This is a genomic window from Streptomyces sp. NPDC052721 (assembly GCF_040678315.1).
Classification (GTDB): Bacteria; Actinomycetota; Actinomycetes; order Streptomycetales; family Streptomycetaceae; genus Streptomyces.
This window is the reverse complement of record NZ_JBFATL010000029.1, coordinates 76,441-97,107: the sequence shown is the minus strand read 5'-3', so window position 1 is coordinate 97,107 and position 20,667 is coordinate 76,441. Positions and strand designations below refer to the sequence as shown.

The 20,667-nt window shown below is 70.0% G+C and carries 20 protein-coding genes, 1 tRNA gene, 1 pseudogene and 1 riboswitch; of the genes and pseudogenes, 15 read left to right on the top strand and 7 right to left on the bottom strand.

Going from position 1 to position 20,667, the window contains the following annotated elements; all coding sequences use genetic code 11:
- Positions 1-46: 46 nt before the first annotated feature.
- A riboswitch (cyclic di-AMP (ydaO/yuaA leader) is annotated at positions 47-219 on the top strand.
- Between the two features lie 4 nt (positions 220-223).
- The 5 genes from AB0L21_RS25865 to AB0L21_RS25845 all read left to right on the top strand — a co-directional run bounded on the left by AB0L21_RS25865 (position 224) and on the right by AB0L21_RS25845 (position 4,644).
- Entirely contained in the window at positions 224-916 is a 693-nt protein-coding gene (locus AB0L21_RS25865; RefSeq protein ID WP_365786644.1) for a transglycosylase family protein, read from the top strand.
- 310 nt (positions 917-1,226) lie between these two features.
- Positions 1,227-2,513 (top strand): phosphopyruvate hydratase, encoded by a 1,287-nt coding sequence (gene eno / locus AB0L21_RS25860; RefSeq protein WP_365703251.1) that lies wholly within the window; start codon positions 1,227-1,229, stop codon positions 2,511-2,513.
- Positions 2,514-2,618: 105 nt separating this feature from the next.
- The gene (locus tag AB0L21_RS25855) at positions 2,619-3,095 is read left to right on the top strand and encodes a septum formation initiator family protein (RefSeq protein WP_365703249.1); all 477 of its coding nucleotides are present in this window, start codon (positions 2,619-2,621) and stop codon (positions 3,093-3,095) included.
- A 50-nt stretch (positions 3,096-3,145) separates the two neighbouring features.
- A complete protein-coding gene (locus AB0L21_RS25850; RefSeq protein WP_365703247.1) occupies positions 3,146-3,706 on the top strand; it encodes a DUF501 domain-containing protein in 561 nt (186 codons plus the stop codon).
- Entirely contained in the window at positions 3,703-4,644 is a 942-nt protein-coding gene (locus AB0L21_RS25845) for a Ppx/GppA phosphatase family protein (RefSeq protein WP_365786642.1), read from the top strand. Before AB0L21_RS25850 ends, AB0L21_RS25845 begins: the two co-directional genes overlap by 4 nt.
- A gap of 4 nt (positions 4,645-4,648) precedes the next feature.
- Here AB0L21_RS25845 and AB0L21_RS25840 read toward each other — a convergent pair whose 3' ends face one another.
- Positions 4,649-4,918, bottom strand: coding sequence for a type II toxin-antitoxin system RelE/ParE family toxin (locus tag AB0L21_RS25840; RefSeq protein WP_365786640.1), 270 nt, complete (start codon positions 4,916-4,918; stop codon positions 4,649-4,651).
- Positions 4,915-5,016: pseudogene (locus AB0L21_RS25835) on the bottom strand (prevent-host-death protein); the annotation flags it as partial. The gene AB0L21_RS25840 and the pseudogene AB0L21_RS25835, both read right to left, overlap by 4 nt.
- Before the next feature lie 510 nt (positions 5,017-5,526).
- Between AB0L21_RS25835 and AB0L21_RS25830 the strand changes: the two are divergent.
- Together AB0L21_RS25830 and AB0L21_RS25825 are read left to right on the top strand one after the other, a co-directional pair.
- Positions 5,527-6,909: an NAD(P)/FAD-dependent oxidoreductase gene (locus tag AB0L21_RS25830; RefSeq protein ID WP_365703241.1), complete on the top strand. Its 1,383-nt coding sequence runs from the start codon at positions 5,527-5,529 to the stop codon at positions 6,907-6,909.
- A gap of 222 nt (positions 6,910-7,131) precedes the next feature.
- The gene (locus AB0L21_RS25825) at positions 7,132-8,424 is read left to right on the top strand and encodes a cyclopropane-fatty-acyl-phospholipid synthase family protein (protein WP_365786638.1); all 1,293 of its coding nucleotides are present in this window, start codon (positions 7,132-7,134) and stop codon (positions 8,422-8,424) included.
- 59 nt (positions 8,425-8,483) lie between these two features.
- Here AB0L21_RS25825 and AB0L21_RS25820 read toward each other — a convergent pair whose 3' ends face one another.
- Positions 8,484-11,012 carry an FtsX-like permease family protein gene (locus AB0L21_RS25820; protein ID WP_365703237.1) on the bottom strand — a complete coding sequence of 843 codons (2,529 nt, stop codon included), beginning with the start codon at positions 11,010-11,012 and terminating at the stop codon, positions 8,484-8,486.
- Positions 11,012-11,782 carry an ABC transporter ATP-binding protein gene (locus tag AB0L21_RS25815; RefSeq protein WP_365786636.1) on the bottom strand — a complete coding sequence of 257 codons (771 nt, stop codon included), beginning with the start codon at positions 11,780-11,782 and terminating at the stop codon, positions 11,012-11,014. The genes AB0L21_RS25820 and AB0L21_RS25815 overlap by 1 nt, the downstream gene beginning before the upstream one ends.
- A 404-nt stretch (positions 11,783-12,186) precedes the next feature.
- Between AB0L21_RS25815 and AB0L21_RS25810 the strand changes: the two genes are divergently transcribed.
- Positions 12,187-12,270, top strand: a tRNA-Leu gene (locus tag AB0L21_RS25810).
- An 11-nt stretch (positions 12,271-12,281) separates the two neighbouring features.
- Here AB0L21_RS25810 and AB0L21_RS25805 read toward each other — a convergent pair.
- Positions 12,282-12,866: an HD domain-containing protein gene (locus AB0L21_RS25805; protein WP_365786634.1), complete on the bottom strand. Its 585-nt coding sequence runs from the start codon at positions 12,864-12,866 to the stop codon at positions 12,282-12,284.
- Between the two features lie 13 nt (positions 12,867-12,879).
- Complete coding sequence (locus AB0L21_RS25800; protein ID WP_365786664.1) at positions 12,880-14,007, bottom strand: helix-turn-helix transcriptional regulator; 1,128 nt, start codon at positions 14,005-14,007, stop codon at positions 12,880-12,882.
- A 109-nt stretch (positions 14,008-14,116) separates the two neighbouring features.
- Between AB0L21_RS25800 and AB0L21_RS25795 the strand changes: the two genes are divergently transcribed.
- From AB0L21_RS25795 to AB0L21_RS25770, 6 genes are all read left to right on the top strand, one after another.
- The gene (locus AB0L21_RS25795; protein ID WP_365786633.1) at positions 14,117-14,686 is read left to right on the top strand and encodes an ATP-binding protein; all 570 of its coding nucleotides are present in this window, start codon (positions 14,117-14,119) and stop codon (positions 14,684-14,686) included.
- A 601-nt stretch (positions 14,687-15,287) separates the two neighbouring features.
- Entirely contained in the window at positions 15,288-15,548 is a 261-nt protein-coding gene (gene tgmA / locus AB0L21_RS25790; protein WP_365786631.1) for a putative ATP-grasp-modified RiPP, read from the top strand.
- Positions 15,548-16,513, top strand: a complete 966-nt coding sequence (gene tgmB, locus AB0L21_RS25785; RefSeq protein WP_365786629.1) for an ATP-grasp ribosomal peptide maturase — start codon at positions 15,548-15,550, stop codon at positions 16,511-16,513. The genes tgmA and tgmB overlap by 1 nt, the downstream gene beginning before the upstream one ends.
- On the top strand, positions 16,510-17,637 hold the full coding sequence (gene tgmC, locus AB0L21_RS25780) for an ATP-grasp peptide maturase system methyltransferase (RefSeq protein WP_365786627.1): 1,128 nt from the start codon (positions 16,510-16,512) through the stop codon (positions 17,635-17,637). Before tgmB ends, tgmC begins: the two co-directional genes overlap by 4 nt.
- Before the next feature lie 152 nt (positions 17,638-17,789).
- The gene (locus AB0L21_RS25775; protein ID WP_365786625.1) at positions 17,790-18,965 is read left to right on the top strand and encodes a 4-hydroxybenzoate 3-monooxygenase; all 1,176 of its coding nucleotides are present in this window, start codon (positions 17,790-17,792) and stop codon (positions 18,963-18,965) included.
- A gap of 149 nt (positions 18,966-19,114) precedes the next feature.
- Positions 19,115-19,969: a Bax inhibitor-1/YccA family protein gene (locus AB0L21_RS25770; RefSeq protein ID WP_365703231.1), complete on the top strand. Its 855-nt coding sequence runs from the start codon at positions 19,115-19,117 to the stop codon at positions 19,967-19,969.
- A 56-nt stretch (positions 19,970-20,025) separates the two neighbouring features.
- Here the strand turns inward: AB0L21_RS25770 and AB0L21_RS25765 are convergent, their stop codons facing one another.
- Complete coding sequence (locus AB0L21_RS25765) at positions 20,026-20,256, bottom strand: DUF4287 domain-containing protein (protein ID WP_030653267.1); 231 nt, start codon at positions 20,254-20,256, stop codon at positions 20,026-20,028.
- 99 nt (positions 20,257-20,355) lie between these two features.
- Between AB0L21_RS25765 and AB0L21_RS25760 the strand changes: the two genes are divergently transcribed.
- Complete coding sequence (locus AB0L21_RS25760; RefSeq protein WP_365703229.1) at positions 20,356-20,667, top strand: hypothetical protein; 312 nt, start codon at positions 20,356-20,358, stop codon at positions 20,665-20,667.

Below are 20,667 nucleotides of genomic sequence, written 5' to 3'. Positions count from 1 at the left end.
GCAGCCGCAACGCCGAATCCTGCCAGCGGTTGCCCGGGAACAGTCGTCGCGTCAAGCGCCGTCGGCAGGAGCGGGGGACCCAAGGTAAGTGCCGGGCCCGGCAGTTGATGCCGGAACCGGCTTGGGGTGAAGCCGCATCCCGCGCAAGCGGGGTGCGGCCGGGCAACTCAACCGGCCCGAACCCGACAGCTCACCTCGCAGGCGTCGGTGAGGGGATCGATCCATGCTGTTCTCCAGCAAGGGCAAGCACCGTCGTCCGTCCAAGGCCGTCCGCGCCGTCGCGCTCGCCGGTGTTACCGGTGCCGCCGTCGCCGCCCCGCTGATGGCGGCCGGCAACGCCTCCGCCGCCACCGCCTCCCAGTGGGACGCGGTCGCCCAGTGCGAGTCCGGCGGCAACTGGTCCATCAACACCGGCAACGGCTACTACGGTGGTCTGCAGTTCTCCGCCTCCACCTGGGCCGCGTACGGCGGCACGCAGTACGCCGCCACCGCGGACAAGGCCGGCAAGGCGCAGCAGATAGCCGTCGCCGAGAAGGTCCTCGCCGCTCAGGGCAAGGGCGCCTGGCCGGTCTGCGGCACGGGCCTGTCCAGCACCCCGTACAACGGCTCCGCCCCGAGCACCTCCACCACCTCGGGCGGCTCCACCACCACCCGCTCCACCGACGGGCAGGCCGCCTCCCGCTCCGCCGAGCGTCCGGCCGCGAGCAGGAGCCAGGGCAAGACCGTCACCACCCCGACCGGCAAGAAGGTCAAGAAGGGCGACGGCGAGTACAAGGTCGTCACCGGTGACACCCTCAGCTCCATCGCCGAGAAGCACCACGTGCAGGGTGGCTGGCAGAAGCTGTTCGAGCTGAACAAGGACATCGTCGAGGACGCCAACCTCATCTACCCGGGTCAGCAGCTGCACCTGAAGTGACACCCGGCTCGTAGCCCGAGCGAGGGCCCGCGCGTCCGCGCGGGCCACACTGAAGGCCCCCGTGCGGGCCGTCCCCCCGTCCCCACGGGCTCCCCGCCCCGGTGCGCGTTCCCCCGTGCGCGCCGGGGCGGGGCTTTTTGCGTCCACCGGCCCCGCACCCTTTGTTTCGGCAAGAAACAAAAGGTACCGTCGACTTGTCCACGGGGCGGTCGGTCGGTGGCCGACGCCCCCGGGACGGTTAGGCTCTAGTCGCAAGGCACAGCCGTAAGGCACACCGCCCCGCACTTCCAGCGTCACATCCAAGAAGGAGATGCTCGTGCCGTCCATCGACGTCGTCGTAGCCCGGGAAATCCTGGACTCCCGAGGCAACCCCACGGTCGAGGTCGAGGTCGGCCTCGACGACGGCAGCACGGGTCGTGCCGCCGTCCCGTCCGGCGCCTCGACCGGCGCCTTCGAGGCTATCGAGCTCCGCGACGGCGACCCCAACCGCTACCAGGGCAAGGGCGTCGAGAAGGCCGTCCTCGCCGTGATCGAGCAGATCGGCCCGGAGCTGGTCGGTTACGACGCCACCGAGCAGCGCCTGATCGACCAGGCCATGTTCGACCTGGACGCCACCGACAACAAGGGCTCCCTCGGCGCCAACGCCATCCTCGGCGTCTCGCTCGCCGTCGCGCACGCCGCCTCCGAGGCCAGCGACCTCCCCCTCTTCCGCTACCTGGGCGGCCCGAACGCGCACCTGCTGCCGGTGCCGATGATGAACATCCTGAACGGCGGCTCGCACGCCGACTCCAACGTGGACATCCAGGAGTTCATGATCGCCCCGATCGGCGCGGAGTCCTTCTCCGAGGCCCTGCGCTGGGGCACCGAGGTCTACCACACCCTGAAGAAGGTCCTGAAGAGCAAGGGCCTCGCCACCGGCCTCGGCGACGAGGGCGGCTTCGCCCCGAACCTCGGCTCCAACCGTGAGGCCCTCGACCTCATCCTGGAGGCCGTCAAGGAGGCCGGCTACGCCCCCGGCCAGCAGATCGCCCTCGCGCTCGACGTGGCCGCCTCCGAGTTCTACAAGGACGGCAAGTACCTCTTCGAGGGCAAGGAGCGCTCCGCCGCCGAGATGACGGAGTACTACGAGGAGCTCGTGGCGGCCTACCCGCTCGTCTCCATCGAGGACCCGCTGTTCGAGGACGACTGGGCCGGCTGGAAGGTCATCACCGACAAGCTCGGCGACAAGGTCCAGCTGGTCGGCGACGACCTGTTCGTCACCAACCCCGAGCGCCTCGCCCGTGGCATCGAGGAGGGCGCCGCCAACGCCCTGCTGGTCAAGGTCAACCAGATCGGCTCGCTGACCGAGACCCTGGACGCCGTGGAGCTGGCCCAGCGCAACGGCTTCAAGTGCATGATGTCGCACCGCTCCGGCGAGACCGAGGACGTCACCATCGCCGACCTGGCCGTCGCCACCAACTGCGGCCAGATCAAGACCGGCGCCCCGGCCCGCTCCGAGCGCGTCGCCAAGTACAACCAGCTGCTGCGCATCGAGGAGATCCTCGACGACGCGGCGGTGTACGCCGGCCGCAGCGCGTTCCCGCGCTTCAAGGGCTGACCCATCCTGGCGTAAGGCTTAGCCAGTCGTACGTACGTCCCCGTACTCGGTCCCGTACCGTGTCCGGGGACGTACGCACGTGTGAAAGGGGAGGCGGAGAGCCAGATGGCCGTGAAGGACCGGGACCGTTTCTCCACCGCGACCAGGCTGCGGCTGTTCGGCGAGCAGACCGCGGCCCGCGTCTACCGCTCCCAGACCAAGCGGCAGGCCCGCCGCTCCCGGCTCACCGGCCGCGCGGCCCTGCTCGCACTGGTGCTCTGCACGATGATCGTCGCCCTCGCCTACCCGATGCGGCAGTACGTCTCCCAGCGCGCGGAGATCGCCGACCTGCAGCGGCAGCGGGAGCAGGCCCGTCAGCGCGTGGAGCAGCTGCGCGACCTGAAGGCGCGCTGGCAGGACGACGCCTACGCCGAGCAGCAGATCCGCCGCCGGCTGCACTACGTGATGCCCGGCGAGACCGGGTACGTGGTCGTCGACCCGGGCGCGGCCAGGCAGTCCCGCGCCGACCTCGGGGCCGCCCACCGAGCCTGGTACGCGAACGTCTGGGACGGCGTCGACAAGGCCGACGCCTCCGATCAGTGACCGGTCCGCCGGCCCGCGACAACCGACAGAAAGCCACCCTGAAAGCAGTCATGGAAACCCCTCCGCCGCCCACTCCGCGCACCGAGCCCACCGACGCGGACGTAGAGGCCTTCAAGCAGCAGCTGGGCCGCCCGCCGCGGGGCCTCAGGGCCATCGCGCACCGCTGCCCGTGCGGTCAGCCGGACGTCGTGGAGACGGCACCGCGCCTGCCCGACGGCACGCCCTTCCCGACGCTGTACTACCTGACGTGCCCGAAGGCGTCCTCCGCCATCGGCACGCTGGAGGCGAACGGCGTGATGAAGGAGATGACCGAGCGGCTGGGGCGCGACCCCGAGCTGGCCGCCGCCTACCGGGCCGCGCACGAGGACTACATCCGGCGCCGCGACGAGATCGAGGTCTTGCGGGGCTTCCCGAGCGCGGGCGGCATGCCGGACCGGGTGAAGTGCCTGCACGTGCTCGTCGCCCACTCGCTGGCCGCCGGCCCGGGCGTGAACCCGCTCGGCGACGAGGCCCTGGCGATGCTGCCGGAGTGGTGGCGCAAGGGCGCGTGCGTGACGCTCGACAGCGGCGAGAAGGACGTGCGCGACGACAGCGAGGGGGACGAGAAGTGACCCGCGTGGCCGCCGTCGACTGCGGTACCAACTCCATCCGTCTGCTGGTCGCGGACGCCGACCCGGCGACGGGCGAACTGACCGACCTGGACCGCCGGATGACGATCGTGCGGCTCGGCCAGGGGGTCGACCGTACCGGCCGGCTCGCGCCCGAGGCACTGGAGCGCACCTTCGCCGCCTGCCGTGAGTACGCGGCCGTCATCAAGGAGCACGGCGTCGAGCGCCTGCGCTTCGTCGCCACCTCCGCCTCCCGCGACGCCGAGAACCGCGACGACTTCGTGCGGGGCGTGCTGGACATCCTCGGGGTCGAGCCGGAGGTCATCACCGGTGACCAGGAGGCCGAGTTCTCCTTCACGGGCGCCACGAAGGAACTCACCGGACGCGCCGACCTCACCCGGCCCTACCTGGTCGTGGACATCGGCGGCGGCTCCACCGAGTTCGTCGTCGGCGACGACCACGTGCGCGCCGCCCGGTCGGTGGACGTCGGGTGTGTGCGGATGACCGAGCGGCACCTGGTGCACGGCGGCGAGGTGAGCGACCCGCCCACCGAGGAGGAGATCGCCGCCATGCGGGCCGACATCGAGGCCGCCCTGGACCTGGCCGAGCAGTCGGTCCCGTTGCGCGAGGCGCACACCCTGGTGGGCCTGGCCGGGTCCGTCACCACGGTCTCCGCCATCGCCCAGGAGCTGCCCGGGTACGACTCCGCGCGCATCCACCACTCCCGGGTCTCCCGGGACCGCGTGCGCGAGATCACCGAGCGGCTGCTGCGCTCCACGCACGCCGAGCGCGCCGCGATCCCGTCCCTGCACCCGGGCCGGGTCGACGTCATCGGCGCGGGCGCCCTCGTCCTGCTCGCGATCATGGAGCGGATCGGAGCCGGGGAGGTCGTGGTGAGCGAGCACGACATCCTGGACGGCATCGCCTGGTCTCTGGCCTGACCGCCTACAGGTTCCGGTACACGTCCCGCCGGTCGCCCACCTTGAGGACGAGGATGACGAGCTCACCCTCGTTGATCTGGTAGGCGACCCTGTAGCTTCCGACCCCGAGCCGGTAGAGCCCGGACGGCCCGGTGAGCTTCTTGACGTCGGCGTCCTCGCGGTACGGGTCGTCACCGAGCGCGGTCAGCGCGGCCAGGATGCGCATGGCGTCGGGCCGGCTGATCGCACGGAGCTGCCGCTGCGCCGCCGTGGTGAACCGGAAGGCGTACTTCACGCCGCGTCGCCGTCCCGCTCGGTGAACAGGTCTGCCAGCAGTTCCGCCATCGTCACAGTGGGGCCGCCCTCGGCCAGGACCGCTTCGGCTTCGCGCGCGCGTGTACACGCACTCGGTCAGGGAGCCGCGGTGGGGTGTGGCCCTGGCGGGAGGCGTGGCGTGGCTCTCTTTTGTTACTGAACGGTAGCCGCCTGCTGAGCAGGGTGGATAACGTTTGAGCGGCATCCGGGGGCCCCTTGAGGGGCCCCTGGTCGTACCCGCGCGGGAACCTTCGTGAAGTTCTTCACAAGGAATTCCCTCCCCTCGGGTTCCCGAAGGGGGTCCATTGACCCTTCCGGAGGCTCAAGGCGTGTTTGAACATGTTCAGACGGAGGGTGTGGGAGGGGCCCGGAGGGGGGTGTTCCGGGGGTGTCACGGTGTCCTCACGGTCGCCCCGCCGACCCGGAGAGGCAGCTCACGCGGCCTTGACAACGGGGCGAAGCGCCCTGCGGTTCCCTCGTGCCCCCATGGCGTGCGTCACGCGGGTCGCGGAGTTTAACACAGGCCCTGTCAGACCTTGTGAAGGGGCGCACGAGCGACCCCCCGACGGCGGGTGGATACTCGATGGCATGAGCACCACGGAGCGTCCCAGGATCCTCGTAGTAGGCGGTGGGTACGTAGGCCTGTACGCAGCTCGGCGCATCCTCAAGAAGATGCGCTACGGCGAGGCGACCGTCACGGTCGTCGACCCCCGGTCGTACATGACCTACCAGCCCTTCCTCCCCGAAGCCGCCGCCGGCAGCATCTCCCCTCGCCACGTCGTCGTCCCGCTGCGACGCGTGCTGCCGAAGGCGGAGGTCCTCACCGGCCGGGTCACCACCATCGACCAGGACCGCAAGGTCGCCACGATCGCCCCGCTGGTGGGCGAGGCGTACGAGCTGCCCTTCGACTACCTGGTCATCGCGATGGGCGCGGTCTCCCGCACCTTCCCGATCCCCGGCCTCGCCGAGCAGGGCATCGGCATGAAGGGCATCGAGGAGTCCATCGGCCTGCGCAACCACGTCCTGGAGCAGCTGGACAAGGCCGACTCCACGACCGACGAGGAGATCCGCCGCAAGGCGCTCACCTTCGTCTTCATCGGCGGTGGCTTCGCGGGCGCGGAGACCATCGGTGAGGTCGAGGACATGGCCCGGGACGCGGCCAAGTACTACAAGAACGTGTCCCGCGAGGACATGCGCTTCATCCTCGTCGACGCCGCCGACAAGATCCTTCCCGAGGTCGGCCCCAAGCTCGGCCAGTACGGCAAGGAGCACCTGGAGAGCCGGGGCGTGGAGATCTACCTCTCCACCTCCATGGACTCCTGCGTCGACGGCCACGTGGTGCTGAAGAACGGCCTGGAGGTCGACTCCAACACCATCGTGTGGACGGCCGGCGTCAAGCCGAACCCGGCCCTCGCCCGCTTCGGTCTGCCGCTCGGCCCGCGCGGTCACGTCGACTGCGAGCCCACCCTCCAGGTCAAGGGCACGGACTACATCTGGGCCGCCGGCGACAACGCCCAGGTGCCGGACATCGCCGCCCGCAAGGCCGGCGTGGAGAACGCCTGGTGCCCGCCGAACGCCCAGCACGCGCTGCGCCAGGCCAGGGTCCTCGGCGACAACGTGGTCTCCGGTATGCGGGGCTTCCCGCAGAAGGAGTACGAGCACGCCAACAAGGGTGCGGTCGCCGGTCTCGGCCTGCACAAGGGCGTGGCGATGATCGTCATGGGCAAGATGAAGATCAAGCTCAAGGGCCGCCTCGCCTGGTACATGCACCGTGGCTACCACGGTCTGGCGATGCCGACCTGGAACCGCAAGATCCGCGTCTTCGCCGACTGGACGCTCGGCATGTTCCTCAAGCGCGAGGTCGTCTCCCTCGGCGCCATGGAGAACCCGCGCGAGGAGTTCTACGAGGCCGCCAAGCCGGCGCCGGTCGCCGCCGCGAGCAAGACCGAGGAGAAGGCCAAGGCCTCCTGACCTCCGGTCACCGACAGACCCTCCGGTCGCTGACAGACCCTCCGGTCACCGACCGGCCCGGAAGACCTCCTGCCATCCGTGGTGCGGGAGGTCTTTCGGCGTTCCCGGGCGCCCATCTGCATGGTTTGCCCAGTCGTAACTCCTTCGCGGGACTGCGCTGAAGCCCTCGCGGTGTTTACGTGGTATCCGGCATCCGGGATCGTCGTCTTGGAGGTGTGCGCCATGGCCGACGCCGCGTCGCGGCTGAGGAGTCTTGTCGAGCAGATGCTGGGAGCCCCGCTCCCGCTACGCCTGAAGGCCTGGGACGGGTCGCAGTCCGGTCCGCCGGACGTGCCGGCGCTCGTCGTGCGCAACCGCCGCGCCCTGCGCCGCATGCTGTTCAAACCGGGCGAACTGGGCCTCGCCCGTGCCTGGGTCTCCGGCGACCTGGAGATCGAGGGTGACCTGTACACCGTGCTCGACGCCATGGCGGGCCTGGTCTGGGAGCGCGGGGAGGACGCCCGCAGCCTCGCCCAGGCCGTCCGCGACCCCGATGTCCGGGCCGCCGCCCGCGAGCTGCTGAAACTGGCCGGCCCGCCGATCCCGCCCGCCCCGCCGCGCGAGGAGGTCCGCAGACCCCGCCGGCGTCTGCACACCCGCCGTACCGACAAGCGGGCCATCAGCCACCACTACGACGTCGGGAACGACTTCTACGAGCTCGTCCTCGGCCCCTCCATGGTGTACTCCTGCGCCTACTGGGAGGACGCCGGGAGCCTGGAGTCCGCCCAGCGCGACAAGCTGGAACTGGTCTGCGCCAAGCTGGGCCTGAAGGAGGGTCAGCGGCTGCTGGACGTCGGCTGCGGCTGGGGCTCCATGGCCATCCACGCGGCTCGCGAGCACGGCGTGAGCGTCGTCGGCGTCACGCTGTCCCAGGAGCAGGCGGCGTACGCCCGCAAGCGCGTCGCCGACGAAGGGCTGACCGACCGGGTGGAGATCAGGGTCCAGGACTACCGGGACGTCGTGGACGGCCCCTTCGACGCGATCTCCTCCATCGGCATGGCCGAACACGTCGGCGCCGAGAAGTACCTGGAGTACGCCCGCCAGCTGTACGCCCTGCTCAAGCCCGGCGGCCGGCTGCTCAACCACCAGATCGCCCGCCGCCCGCAGCGGGACGAGTCGGCGTACGAGGTGGACGACTTCATCGACTCCTACGTCTTCCCCGACGGCGAACTCGCCCCCGTCGGCACCACCGTCACCCAGCTGGAGCGGGCCGGATTCGAGGTCCGGGACGTGGAGTCCATCCGCGAGCACTACGCCCGCACCCTGCGCCGGTGGGTCGCCAACCTGGAGGCCGACTGGGACCGGGCCGTCCGCCTCACCAGCCCCGGCCGCGCCCGTGTCTGGCGGCTGTACATGGCCGCCTCCGCGCTCGCCTTCGAACGCAACCGCATCGGCGTCAACCAGGTCCTCGCGATCCGCACCCCGGAGTCCGGCGCCTCCGGACTCCCGCTGCGGGCCCGCACCTGGCACGGCTGACAGCGGTACGGCACAAGGGGACCCCTCTCGCGGGGCCCCCTTCACCGTCGTACGACCGCCTACTCGGCCTTGATGGCCGTCAGCATGTTCAGCCGGGCCGCGCGCCGGGCCGGCCACAGCGCGGCCAGGACGCCGACCACGCCCGCCAGCAGCAGGAACACCGTCATCCGGCCCCACGGCAGCACCAGTTCGTACGTCGGCATCTTCGTGCCCAGCAGCTCGCCGGCCGCCCAGCCGAAGAACACGCCCAGACCGATGCCCAGCACCCCGCCGAACAGGGAGATCACCAGGGACTCCAGGCGGACCATCCGCTTGACCGCCCTGCGGTCCAGGCCGATCGCGCGGAGCATGCCGATCTCCTGGGCCCGCTCGAAGACGGACATGGCCAGCGTGTTGATGACGCCGAGCACCGCGACGATCACCGCCATGCCGAGCAGGCCGTAGACCATGTTCAGCATCAGCGTGAACATCTGCGCGATCTCGTGGGAGATGTCCTGCTTGTCCTGGACCTTGATCGCCGGGTTGGAGCCGAGGACCTTCTCCAGCCTGTCCTTGGCCGCGTCGGAGGCCCCGTCCGCCGTCTTCACCATGACCTGCATGTCGGCCGGGTCGGACAGGTGCGGGGTGAGGACCTTGTTGTCGAGGATGATCCCGTTGAGCATCTCGTTGCCCTGGTAGACGCCCGCGACCGTCAGCCGCTGGGCCTTGCCGTCCTCGAAGTGCGCGGTGAACCGGGAGCCGGCCTTCCAGCCGAAGTCCTCGGCGCGGTCCTCGTCCACGACGACCCGCGTGCCGCCCACGCTGAACGACCCGTCGGTCACCTTCAGATCGGTCAGCTCACCGATGGTCGCGCCGTCGACGCCGGTCAGGTACTCGGTGCCGCCGTCGATGCGGGACTCGCCGTTGCGCAGCGGGCTGCTCGCGGTGACGCCGTCGGCGGAGGCGAGCTTCTTCTCCACGCCCGGGGAGAGCGGACCGCGGTTGGCCATCGAGACGACGTAGTCGGCGCGGATCGCCGAGCCGGCCATCTTGTCGATGGACGTCTGCAGACTGCCCGCCATCACCGTCATACCGGTGATCAGCGTCAGACCGATCATCAGCGCGGATGCGGTCGCCGCGGTACGGCGAGGGTTGCGCACCGAGTTCTGCCGGGCCAGCCTGCCCGACACCCCGAAGGCGCGCAGCACCGGTGCGGCGGCGGCGATCAGCGGGCGGGACAGCAGCGGGGTCAGGATGAACACGCCGATGATGAGCAGGACCGCGCCGACGCCCATCGCGCCCTGGCCGGTGTCGGCGTCCATCCTCGTGCCCGCGAGGACCACCGCGATGCCGGCCGCCGCGAACAGCGAGCCCAGCGTGTTGCGCAGCACCAGCGACTTGGCGGTGGCCTTGGCGTGCACGCTGCTCATCGCCGCCACCGGCGGGATCTTCGCGGCCCGGCGGCCGGGCAGCCAGGCGGCCAGCATGGTGATGAGGACGCCGACCGCGAGCGCGGTGACCACCGTGCCGGGGCTGATCACCAGCGGACCGTCGGGCATGCTCGCGCCGAACGAACCGAGCAGGGAGCGCAGGCCCGCGCCGATGCCGACACCGGCGGCCAGACCGGCCACACCGGCGACCGCGCCGACGGCGAACGCCTCGATGAGCACCGAGCGGGTGACCTGGCGGCGGGAGGCGCCGACCGCCCGCAGCAGGGCCAGCTCCCGGGTGCGCTGGGCGACCAGCATGGTGAAGGTGTTGGCGATGATGAACGTGCCGACGAACAGGGCGATGCCGGCGAACACCAGCAGGCCCTGCTTCAGGCTGCTCATGGACGAGGAGATGGCCTTCGCCTGGTCGTCGGCGAGCTGCTTGCCGGTGGTGGTCTCCACCAGCTTCGCGGGCAGGGCCTTGTCCAGCTCGGCCTTGAGTGCCGTCTGGCTGGTGCCGGCCGCGGCCCGGACGTCGATCTCGTCGTACGTGCCCTTCTTGCCGAACAGGGCCTGTGCGGTCGCCGTGTCGAACAGGGTGAGGCTGCCGCCCGCGGCGACGTTGCCGTCGTCGGTGGTGAAGATGCCGCTGACGGTGGGGGTGAGGACCGGGCCGTCGACGGAGAGCCGCACGGTGTCGCCGACCCGGTAGCCGGCCCGCTTCGCGGTCGCGGAGTCGATCGCCACCTCGTGACCGTTGCGCGGGGCGTGGCCGCTGACCAGCGGGTAGCGGGGGTCCTTGGCGCCCCAGTAGTTACCGCCGGCGGACTGCCAGTCGCCGCCGACGAGCTTGCCGTCCTTGCCGGCGAGGGCGGTGAAACCGGTGACGACACCCGTGGCGGAGGCGGCCCCGGGGACCTCGGCGGCCTTGTCGAGCAGGGCCCGGGTCAGCTCCGGAGTCCTGCCGACCTGGTCGCCCTTGGAGTCCTGGTACTCGGGGCGTACGGCGACGTCGACCCGGTCGAAGCCCTTGGCGGAACTCTTCTGGTAGGCGTCGGAGATGGTGTTGGTGAAGACCAGCGTGCCGGAGACGAAGGCCACGCCGAGCATGACGGCGAGCACGGTCATCAGGAGCCGGGCCTTGTGCGCGAGGACGTTGCGCAGGGCGGTGCGGAACATCAGCTGGTACGGCCCTTCGCATCGAACTGCTTCATGGTGTCGAGGACGGAGTCGGCGGTCGGGCCGTACATCTCGTCGACGATCCGCCCGTCGGCCAGGAAGATCACCCGGTCCGCGTAGGCGGCGGCCACCGGGTCGTGCGTGACCATGACGACGGTCTGGCCCAGCTCGCGCACGGAGTTGCGCAGGAAGCCGAGGACTTCGGCGCCGGAGCGCGAGTCCAGGTTTCCGGTCGGTTCGTCACCGAAGATGATCTCGGGCCGGGAGGCGAGGGCACGGGCGACGGCGACCCGCTGCTGCTGACCGCCGGACAGCTGGGAGGGCCGGTGGCCGAGCCGCCCGGACAGCCCCACCATCTCGATGACCCGGTCCAGCCACGCCTTGTCCGGCTTCCGCCCGGCGATGTCCATGGGGAGGGTGATGTTCTCCAGGGCGGTCAGCGTCGGCAGCAGGTTGAACGCCTGGAAGATGAAGCCGATCTTGTCCCGGCGCAACGTGGTGAGCTGCTTGTCCTTCAGGGACCCCAGCTCGGTGTCCCCGATCCGCACGGACCCGGAGGAGAAGGTGTCCAGCCCGGCCACACAGTGCATCAGCGTGGACTTGCCGGAGCCCGACGGGCCCATGATCGCGGTGAACTCGGCGGCCCGGAAGTCGACGGAGACCCGGTCCAGGGCGACCACCCGGGTCTCACCCTGCCCGTAGATCTTCGACAGCTCCGTGGCGCGTGCGGCCACGGCGGTGGTCCGGCCGGCGGTGGGTGTGGTGGTCACGGGAGGGCGCTCCTGTCGGTACGACGTCTGTTCGCTGGGGACCGGTCCATCGTCCCGGCGGCAAGCGCGCGTGTAGTCAGTCGCTGTTCCGGTTCCGGAGGGCGACTGGGGTCGGACGGAGCGGCCCGCTGTCATACCTGGGGAGGACGGGCGACCCTGACTCCGTCCGTGCCGGGAGCCGTGTCGAGAACAGGTGGAACACCCTCGTTCGGACGGTGAAATTCCGTCATTTCACGTACGCGCGTACACCTGTCACGTCAGGCTATTGGCAAGTGCGGATGGCGCGTTCCGCGGGCTGATGCACCCTCAGACATCAATAAAATAAGACAACATCGGTCCACCCGTCCGCTGTTCGGGGGAGGGGTCCCGATAGGCTCGAACCTCGCAAGCGGAGCCCATGGCCTGCCCGGATGGTGGAATGCAGACACGGCGAGCTTAAACCTCGCTGCCCCTTCGCGGGCGTGCCGGTTCAAGTCCGGCTCCGGGCACTTTCCTCCCCTTACCGCTGTCCCTCTCCGAGCGCCGAGCGAAGCCAGTCCAGCGACCTCGTCTCCAGGACGGCATCGGCGAGCGCCTGGCCGCTCTTGGTGACGATTCGCCCCCGACTGTTGTCAATCCACCGCTGCACGTTGGCGTAGCCCTGGTCCCGGTACTCGACGCCCTGGATCATGCACTCCAGCTTGTCCGCGTCCCGAGCGCACAGCGCCTCGGGCGACTCCTTCGCCTCGTACTCGGTCACCAGCTCCTTGACGGCATCGGCGAGGACCGCGGGCATCCCGGCACACTGATCGGCGGTGATCGCCTCCGGGTCGGCCTCACCCCGCGTGTACTTCTTGCCGAGGTGATTGACGTCACCGGTGCGGGACTCCTGACTGTCGTGCCAAACGGCGAGGAACGCGGCCCGGGCCGGGTCGGCACCCTCCAGCTTTGCGATGATCGAGGCGATCAGGGCGGTGCGCCAGGAGTGATCTGCGACCGACTCGGGGTCCTTGACCCCGGCCATCCACCACCCGGAGCGCTTGGTGTTCTTGAGTGTCCCCGCCTCGTACAGGAAGCGGGCTACCGCAGTCATCTCGTCGGACACCGTGGGACTCCTCTCACGCCTCGGCGAGGCGGATCGCGTACCGGATGCTTTCCAGCTCCCGCCGCCCGCGCGACGACAGCCCTCCGCTATCCAACATGATCGGGAGCCGCTCGCGTAGGGCCCGGGCCGCGGCCCCGGACCGCAGCAGGCCGGGGCGCACCTGGAGCAGGGACCACACGCTGTGGATGTTGAGGTCCACGTATCCGTGCTGGGGCGCGATGCCCTCCACGAGGTGGGCGAGCAGTTTGTTCCCGTTCCAGTGCCCGAGGGAGCCGTCGCCGATGAAGTCGTCGCTCAACTGAGGAACGGACGTCTCGCCGACCCAGTAGGCCCAGTAGGCCAGGTTCGCGGCCTCGCCGGCGTCGTCGTCCATGAGTGCGGTGTCGATGAAGTAGGACATGCGGTCGCGGTCGCCCTGCCGGGCCGCGACCGCCGCGACGGAACGGTTGTTGAGCCAGGCGGCGAGCCAGTCGTCCGGACGGTCGGTGCGCTGCTGGTGGGCGAGCCAGTCACCGGTGTCGGTGCCGCGGTCGTAACCGGACAGATAGAGGGCCTGGCGGCGCAGCAGGAACTGCCGGGGCCCACGCGCCTGCTCGGCCGTACGGCGCATGTTGACGAAGAACACGTGACGTTCGGTGGTGGTCAGCTGCGGCGCGGCCGGTGCTGGTCCGCGGCGCTGCCGTGGCGGGGCGGGCAGGGCTCGTACCGAGGTCGGGGCCACGCCGTTGAGCGGCCACACGAGGACCTCCGCGAGCTCGCGCCGCATGACCATCGCGCCCAGGGGACTCGCCTCAACCGGCGTCTTCTCGTCCAGGGCGCTGGCCAGGAGGATGTCAGCCTCCAGAGCACGCTCCAGTCCCTGAAGCAGGGTGGGGGAGGCGCCCATCTGCATGAGCCGGTGGCGTAAGGCCAGCATCTGGGCGACCGGCACGGCGGTCAGCGATCGTCGGCCGGTCTCCCACCCAGCGATCGTGTCCAGTGACACTTTCAGTTGCTCGGCGGCTTCCTCCTGCGTGTAACCCTGCTGCTCACGGATCACCCGCAGGACGTACCCGCTGAGCAGCCCTGTCCGGGGCCGCTGGCCCCTACCCGTACTAGTGGCCAGGGTTGGCCGAGTGCTTGCCCGCATGCGAGGTCCAATCCCGGTGGTTCTCGTCAAACCACCCGTACTCGCGGTCAGTTCAGGACAACCCTCGGACTTTCTAGGGTCGTAGTGTCCCGTAATCGAGCCTATTGGGAGGCCCCGACACATGGGCTCCGTTCTGCACACTCACCACCCGACGGTGACACCGCGGGTTCCACCTGTCCCGGCTGATGAAGACCCCTCGGCGATGGTGACAACATCCGCGGACGTGAGCGGTGCCGAGACGCCGGCTGGTCGTCGAACACTCGGAGTGCCGGGGGCGGCCGTGACTCTGGCACACAAGCCACTCGGCACGCAGTCCCGCGTGCTGCCCCGGGAGTCGGAATCCTCGTCGGTTGCCAGGAACTTTGTGGCCGACGTGCTCAAGGACTGGGGCCTGGCCAGCGTGCAGGACGATGCCGCGCTGGTCGTGACCGAGCTGGTGAACAACGCGATCCGGCACACCGGGACACCGAGGCTGCGGGTCACCGTGTGCCGGATGTCGCCGGGCAAGGTCAGAATCGGCGTCATCGACAGGCGGCCTGCCCTCGTGCCCGACCTCCGGTGTGCGGGCCCGCTCGACACAAGCGGGCGCGGTCTGGCCCTGGTGGACGCCTTGACCAGGGCGTGGGGCTACACCCGATGGCCGTGGGCGAAATGCGTCTGGGCCGACATCGAGGCGCCCGATGCCTCCTGAGCAGTTCCGGCCGCAATGGCAGCCCGACGAGGTCCCCATGTGGACCAGTCGCCGTGCGCAGGCCGCCTACGTCCTCGTACTGCTGTCCGTGATGGGCGCACTGGCGTACGGGGTTGCGTATCAATGACGTCCGCGGCCGTCACTCTCGACTGGATCACGTGCCTGGCTCACCCAGACATCCGCCACCGGGCCGGGTTCACAGACACCGAGCATTCCAGGAGGCCCCGTGGCTACTGTCATCGACTACTCCACCGATGGTAGTCCCGTGGTCGGCCACAGCCCGGCCGCGGGACTACCGCGCATCACCCAGGTGACCCCGCGCCAGTAGATGGCCATGGACTGCGCGCGCTGCTCCCGCCAACTGGGCCCCACTGGCCGGATCTGGAGGCAGGTGCGTTGGCTGGGTCTGTCTTTCCGTCTCTGGATCTGTGACTTGGGCTGTTCGCCGCTGCCGCCGGGCCGCGCGGTCCGAGTGGCAGCTCGGCCTGCGCCGTCTGCTCGAACGTACTGCTCCACACCCTTGACTCCCGCCCCAGTCCGTAGGCGCCTGAGGAAGGCACTGCGGGGGCCACCGTAGATGCGACCGAGAGAGAAGGAACCCATGGAGACCGCTGTGCGCGATCAGATCACCCCCTGGGGGGTCAGCCGCATGAAGCCGTTCCCCGACGCCGTAGTCCTGCCCGCTGTTCGTGCGGTCCTGGACGCCGAGACGCAGACCGCCGTGTGGGTGGACCCGGACGGCAACCCGGCGCCGACGATGGACAAGCACAAGAGGTCCGAGACGTCGAAGGAGACGTCCACGAAGACCTCGCTCGACGGCAATTCGGACCAGGGCAGCGACCAGTCCGGAGACAGCGACTGATGGCCGCGGGTGGGCCGCCCGTCCTCGTCGTGACACGTGTGGACGATGCTACTGCTGACGGGGTGATCACCGAACTCAACCGACGCCGCGTGCCTGTCGTGCGCCTGGACCCCGGGGACTTCCCCACGGCTGTCAAGATGAACGCCACCTTCAACGGCAATGGGGTCGCCGGCACCCTGTCCACGGAGACCCGCACCATCGACCTGGGCGATGTGCGTTCGGTGTACTGGCGGCGGCCCACCCCCTACGCCGTCGACCTGGCGATGAGTGAGCAGACCGCCCGCTGGGCCGTGGAAGAGGCCCGCTACGGGCTCGGCGGGGTCCTGGCCGCCCTCCCCGGCGCCCACTACCTGAACCATCCCTGGTGCAACCGGGACGCCGAGCACAAGCCGGCGCAACTGGCGATGGCTGCCCGCTGTGGGCTGAACGTGCCTCCCACCGTCATCACCAACGACCCGAACCAGGCCCGTGCCTGCGCGCACACCCACCGGCCGGTCCTCTACAAGCCGCTCCGGGAGACGGAGTACGCCGATACCGGCGGCCGGGCGCTCACCGTGTGGATCGAGGACGTCAGCCCGGAGCAGATCGATGACCGGGTACGCTACACCGCGCACCTCTTCCAGCAACGGGTCGCCAAGACGGCCGACATCCGGTTGACCGTGGTGGGTGAGAACCTGTTCGCCGTCCGGATCGACGGTTCACCCGGGGTGGACTGGCGGCGCCACTACGACCGGCTCAGCTACACCCCCATCGACGTCCCGGCGGAGATCGCCACAGGTGCGCGCGCGTACCTCGACGCGTTTGGACTGGCTTTCGGAGCGTTCGACTTCGGGTTGGACCCGGACGGCTCCTGGCACTGGTACGAGTGCAACCCGAACGGCCAATGGGCCTGGTTCCCTGACGACCTCACTGCCCGTATCACCGCAGCCATCGCCGATCAGCTCCAGTACGGAGGTACCGCATGACCACCGCTCCGGCCGAGTTGCGCCGAGCTCTGGCCGCATCAGTCCCCGTGGACGACCCGGCCTGGCGGGAGGCCCTGGCCGCCGTTCCGCGCGAACTCTTCCTGGACGACGTGGTGTTCCGTCCGTCCGGGACCCAATGGGAGCCCGTGCACCGTCAGGAGGTGGGCGATGAGGGATGGCTTCGTCTCGTCTACCAGGACACCACCTGGGTCACTCAGGTCGACGGCATCGCTGCGGCTGACGCCCCCGGGCCGCTGTCCGGGAACCCCACATCCTCCAGCACCCTGCCGTCGCTGATCGTCCGGATGCTCGACCTCGCGGGTATCCGGAAGGGAGACAAGGTCCTGGAGATCGGCACGGGGACCGGATACTCCACCGCCCTGCTCTGTCGCCGTCTCGGCGACAAGGTCGTGTACTCGGTCGAGTACGACGCCCGGCTCGCCGCCGCTGCGGCCGACCACATCCACGCCGCCGGCTACTTCCCGACGCTCATCACCGGGGATGGTCTCGCCGGGTACAGGGGCGGCGCCGACTATGACGCCATCGTGGCCACCTGCTCCGTGCGGCACGTCCCGCCGGCGTGGCTGTACCAGGTTCGGGGCGGGGGCACCATCACCACCACCATTGGGGGGTGGATGCTCGCCTCGGGGCTCATCCGTCTCACCGTGGACGACGACGGCAGTGCCAGTGGACGCTTCGCTGGGGACCAGATCAGCTACATGCTCGCCCGGCATCACGAGCGCCCGCCGCGGCCGACCTACTACCAGCACCCCGGGGAGGCCCGCCCCACGCTCTGTGACCCCGGCCTGCTGGACGACTGGACAGGTCAGTGGGTCGCCCAGCTCGCCGCGCCTTCCGCGGAACTGCTGAGGGTCGGTGACGGCGTGATCCTCGTGGACGTCGCCACCGGTTCGCAGGCGTGGACCGAAACCGCGGCGGAGGGATGGCGGGTGCACCAGCACGGTCCCTTGCGTCTGTGGGACGCCGTGGAAGACGCCTTGGCGATCTGGCAGGACGCCGGTGCGCCTGCCCAGTCCGAGTTCGGCATGACCGTGGACGGCGACGGTACCCAACGCGTTTGGTTTGCAGACTCTGCCGGACCCGGCTGGAACCTGCCTGTCTGAGGAAAGGCTCATGTCGCTCGGGTCGTCAACCAGCGGGAACCGTCGCACAACCGTTGACAGCGGTGCGCTGCGGTCGGAGACTCGCGCCTAGGTTCGTGAAAGAAACTTCACTATGCGAACACCAGTGAGTTGCCGAGACAAGGAGACGACCGATGCGTACCACCGTCGGGATCATCGGAGCGGGGCCGGCCGGGCTGTTGCTCGGGCGGTTGTTGCACCGGGCCGGGATCGAGTCGGTCGTCCTGGAGAGCCGGGACCGGGCCTACGTCGAGCAGCGGCAGCGGGCCGGGATCCTGGAGCAGGGCACGGTCGACGCGCTGCGCGCCGCCGGGGCCGGGGAGCGGATGGACCGGGAGGGACTGCGGCACGACGGCATCGAGCTCCGGTTCGACCGGCGCCGGCACCGCGTCGACTTCCCCGCGCTCACCGGCGGGCGGTCCGTGACCGTCTACGCCCAGACCGAGGTCTGCAAGGACCTCATCGCGCTCCAGCTGAAGGAGGGCGGGCCGCTGTTCTTCGAGGCCGAGGCGCTGGCCGTGGAGGGGGCGGAGAGCGACCGGCCGCGGGTTCCCTTCCGGTACCAGGGGCGCGAGGACGTACTGGAGTGCGACTACGTCGTCGGCTGCGACGGGTTCTGGGGGGTGGCCCGCCGGGCCTTCCCCGCCGGGGTCTCCCGGGTGTTCGAGCGGTCGTACCCCTACGCCTGGCTCGGCATCCTCGCCGACGTCGCTCCCTCGCACGACGAACTCGTCTACGCCCGCCACGAACGCGGCTTCGCCCTGCTGTCCATGCGGTCGCCGGCCGTCTCCCGGCTCTACCTCCAGGTGCCCGCGGGGACGGACGCCGAGGCGTGGAGCGAGGAGGCGATCTGGGACGAGCTGGAGCGGCGGTTCGAGACGGACGACGGCTGGCGGCTGGAGCGCGGGCCCCTCACCCAGAAGTCGGTCACCCCCATGCGCTCCTTCGTGCACGAGCCGATGCGGCACGGCCGGCTCTTCCTCGCCGGCGACGCCGCCCACATCGTGCCGCCGACCGGAGCCAAGGGGCTGAACCTCGCGGTCGGTGACGTCGTCACGCTCGCCCGGGCCCTCGCCCACGAGAAGGAGACCGGCTCCCCGGACCTCCTCGACGCCTACTCCGCGACCTGTCTGCGCCGGATCTGGCAGGCCGAGCGGTTCTCCTACGACATGACGACCCTGCTGCACCGCGCCCCGGACGCCACCGCCTTCGACGCCCGCCTCCAGCTGGCCCGGCTGGAGCGGATCGCCTCCTCCCGCGCGGCCGAGACCGACCTCGCCGAGGCGTACACAGGGTTTCCGCTCGGTTAGCCGTCCGGCCATGGCCGGGAATCAGACGGCCGCGTAGCGTGTTGCGCAGCACAGCAGGGGAAAGATCCTCCTCAAGTATCATGGTCGATCCTTTGCCAATCCATTACTCTTGAGCCCAAGGCTGCGCTCGGCAGCCATGGAGGAGTGAAATGAGGAGCAGCAACCCGGTCTTCTCGCGACGGGGGTTCAGCCGCGACAACGGCTACGCCGGCTTCAACACCGCACCGCAGGCCGGGTACGCACAGGGCAACCCGTACGCGCAGAACCCCTACGCCCAGAACCCCTACGCACAGCAGGGCGTCGGCGCGCCGCCCCAGGCTCCGGCCACCACCGACCGGATGACCATGGACGACGTCGTCGTCCGCTCGGCCGTCACGCTCGGCACGGTCGCCGTCGGCGCCGTCCTCGCCTGGGCCCTGCTGCCCGTCTCGGGCACCAGCTACGGCCTGGCCATCGGCGCCGCGCTGATCGCCTTCGTCCTGGCGATGGTGCAGAGCTTCAAGCGCACCCCGTCGCCCGCACTGATCCTCGGGTACGCCGCCTTCGAGGGCGTCTTCCTCGGCGTCCTCAGCGAGATGTACAACAGCCGCTGGAGCGGCGCGCCCTTCCAGGCCGTGCTCGGCACCATGGCGGTCTCGGGCGCGACCCTGCTCATCTACAAGGCCGGCTGGATCCGCGTCACCGCCCGTTACGCCCGCATCGGCCTCGCCATCGCGATGGCCTTCCTGGTGGTCATGGCGGTCAACCTGCTGCTGGTCGCCTTCGGTGTCGCCGAGGACGGCGGACTGCGCAGCTTCGGCCCGCTCGGCGCGATCGTCGGCATCATCGCGATCATCCTCGGCGCGTTCTTCCTGACCCTCGACTTCAAGCAGATCGAGGACGGCATCGCCTACGGCGCCCCGCGCAACGAGGCCTGGCTCGCCGCGTTCGGCCTCACCCTCACCCTGGTGTGGATCTACGTGGAGATGCTGCGGCTGGTGGCGATCTTCAGCAACAACGACTAGCGCCGACGCCGGTCATCGGCAGGGCCCCGGGCGATCCGCCCGGGGCCCTGTGCCGTTCAGAGCAGCTTGCGCGCCGCCCTCCTCAGGTCGTACTCGTGCACGATCGCCTTCGCGTGGCCGTACGCCAGGTCGTACTCGTGCCGGAGCCAGCTGACCTTCTCCTCGAAGCGGAAGAGTGCCGGGCCTTCTTCGACGGTGCGCAGCCAGTCGGAGACTTCACGACCGGTGCAGTGCGGGATGCGGGCGAGCAGATTGCGGTGGGTCTCCTCGGAGAAGACGTGGGACATCGGCGCCTCCGAACGCAAAGGGGATGTAAGCCGGTCCTTCAGGTCACCGTGCCTGAGCGTTCGCGTATTGGCAACAGTGCGGGGCGTTACGCTCGGCGGGTGGTTGATACGACGCCCTTGACCCAAGCAGTGGATCACTTCGCCGACCGGTTGCGGGCGGCACCGCAGAGCCGGCTCCAACGGAGCGCCGCGGCGGAGGCCCTGGCCCTGGCCCGGGAGCTTTCCCGGCGGGCCCAGCTGATGGAGGAGCCAGGGCGCGAGCCCCGGGAGATGCCGGACGCGGGGATGTTCGCCGCGGCCGATCAGATCCTGGTGGCCGCGCATGACCTCGCGGTCGTGTTGCAGAGCGACGATCAGGTCGCCGAGGCCGTGCGGCTGGTGGAGGAGGCGCGGAAGAGGGCGGGCGTCTGA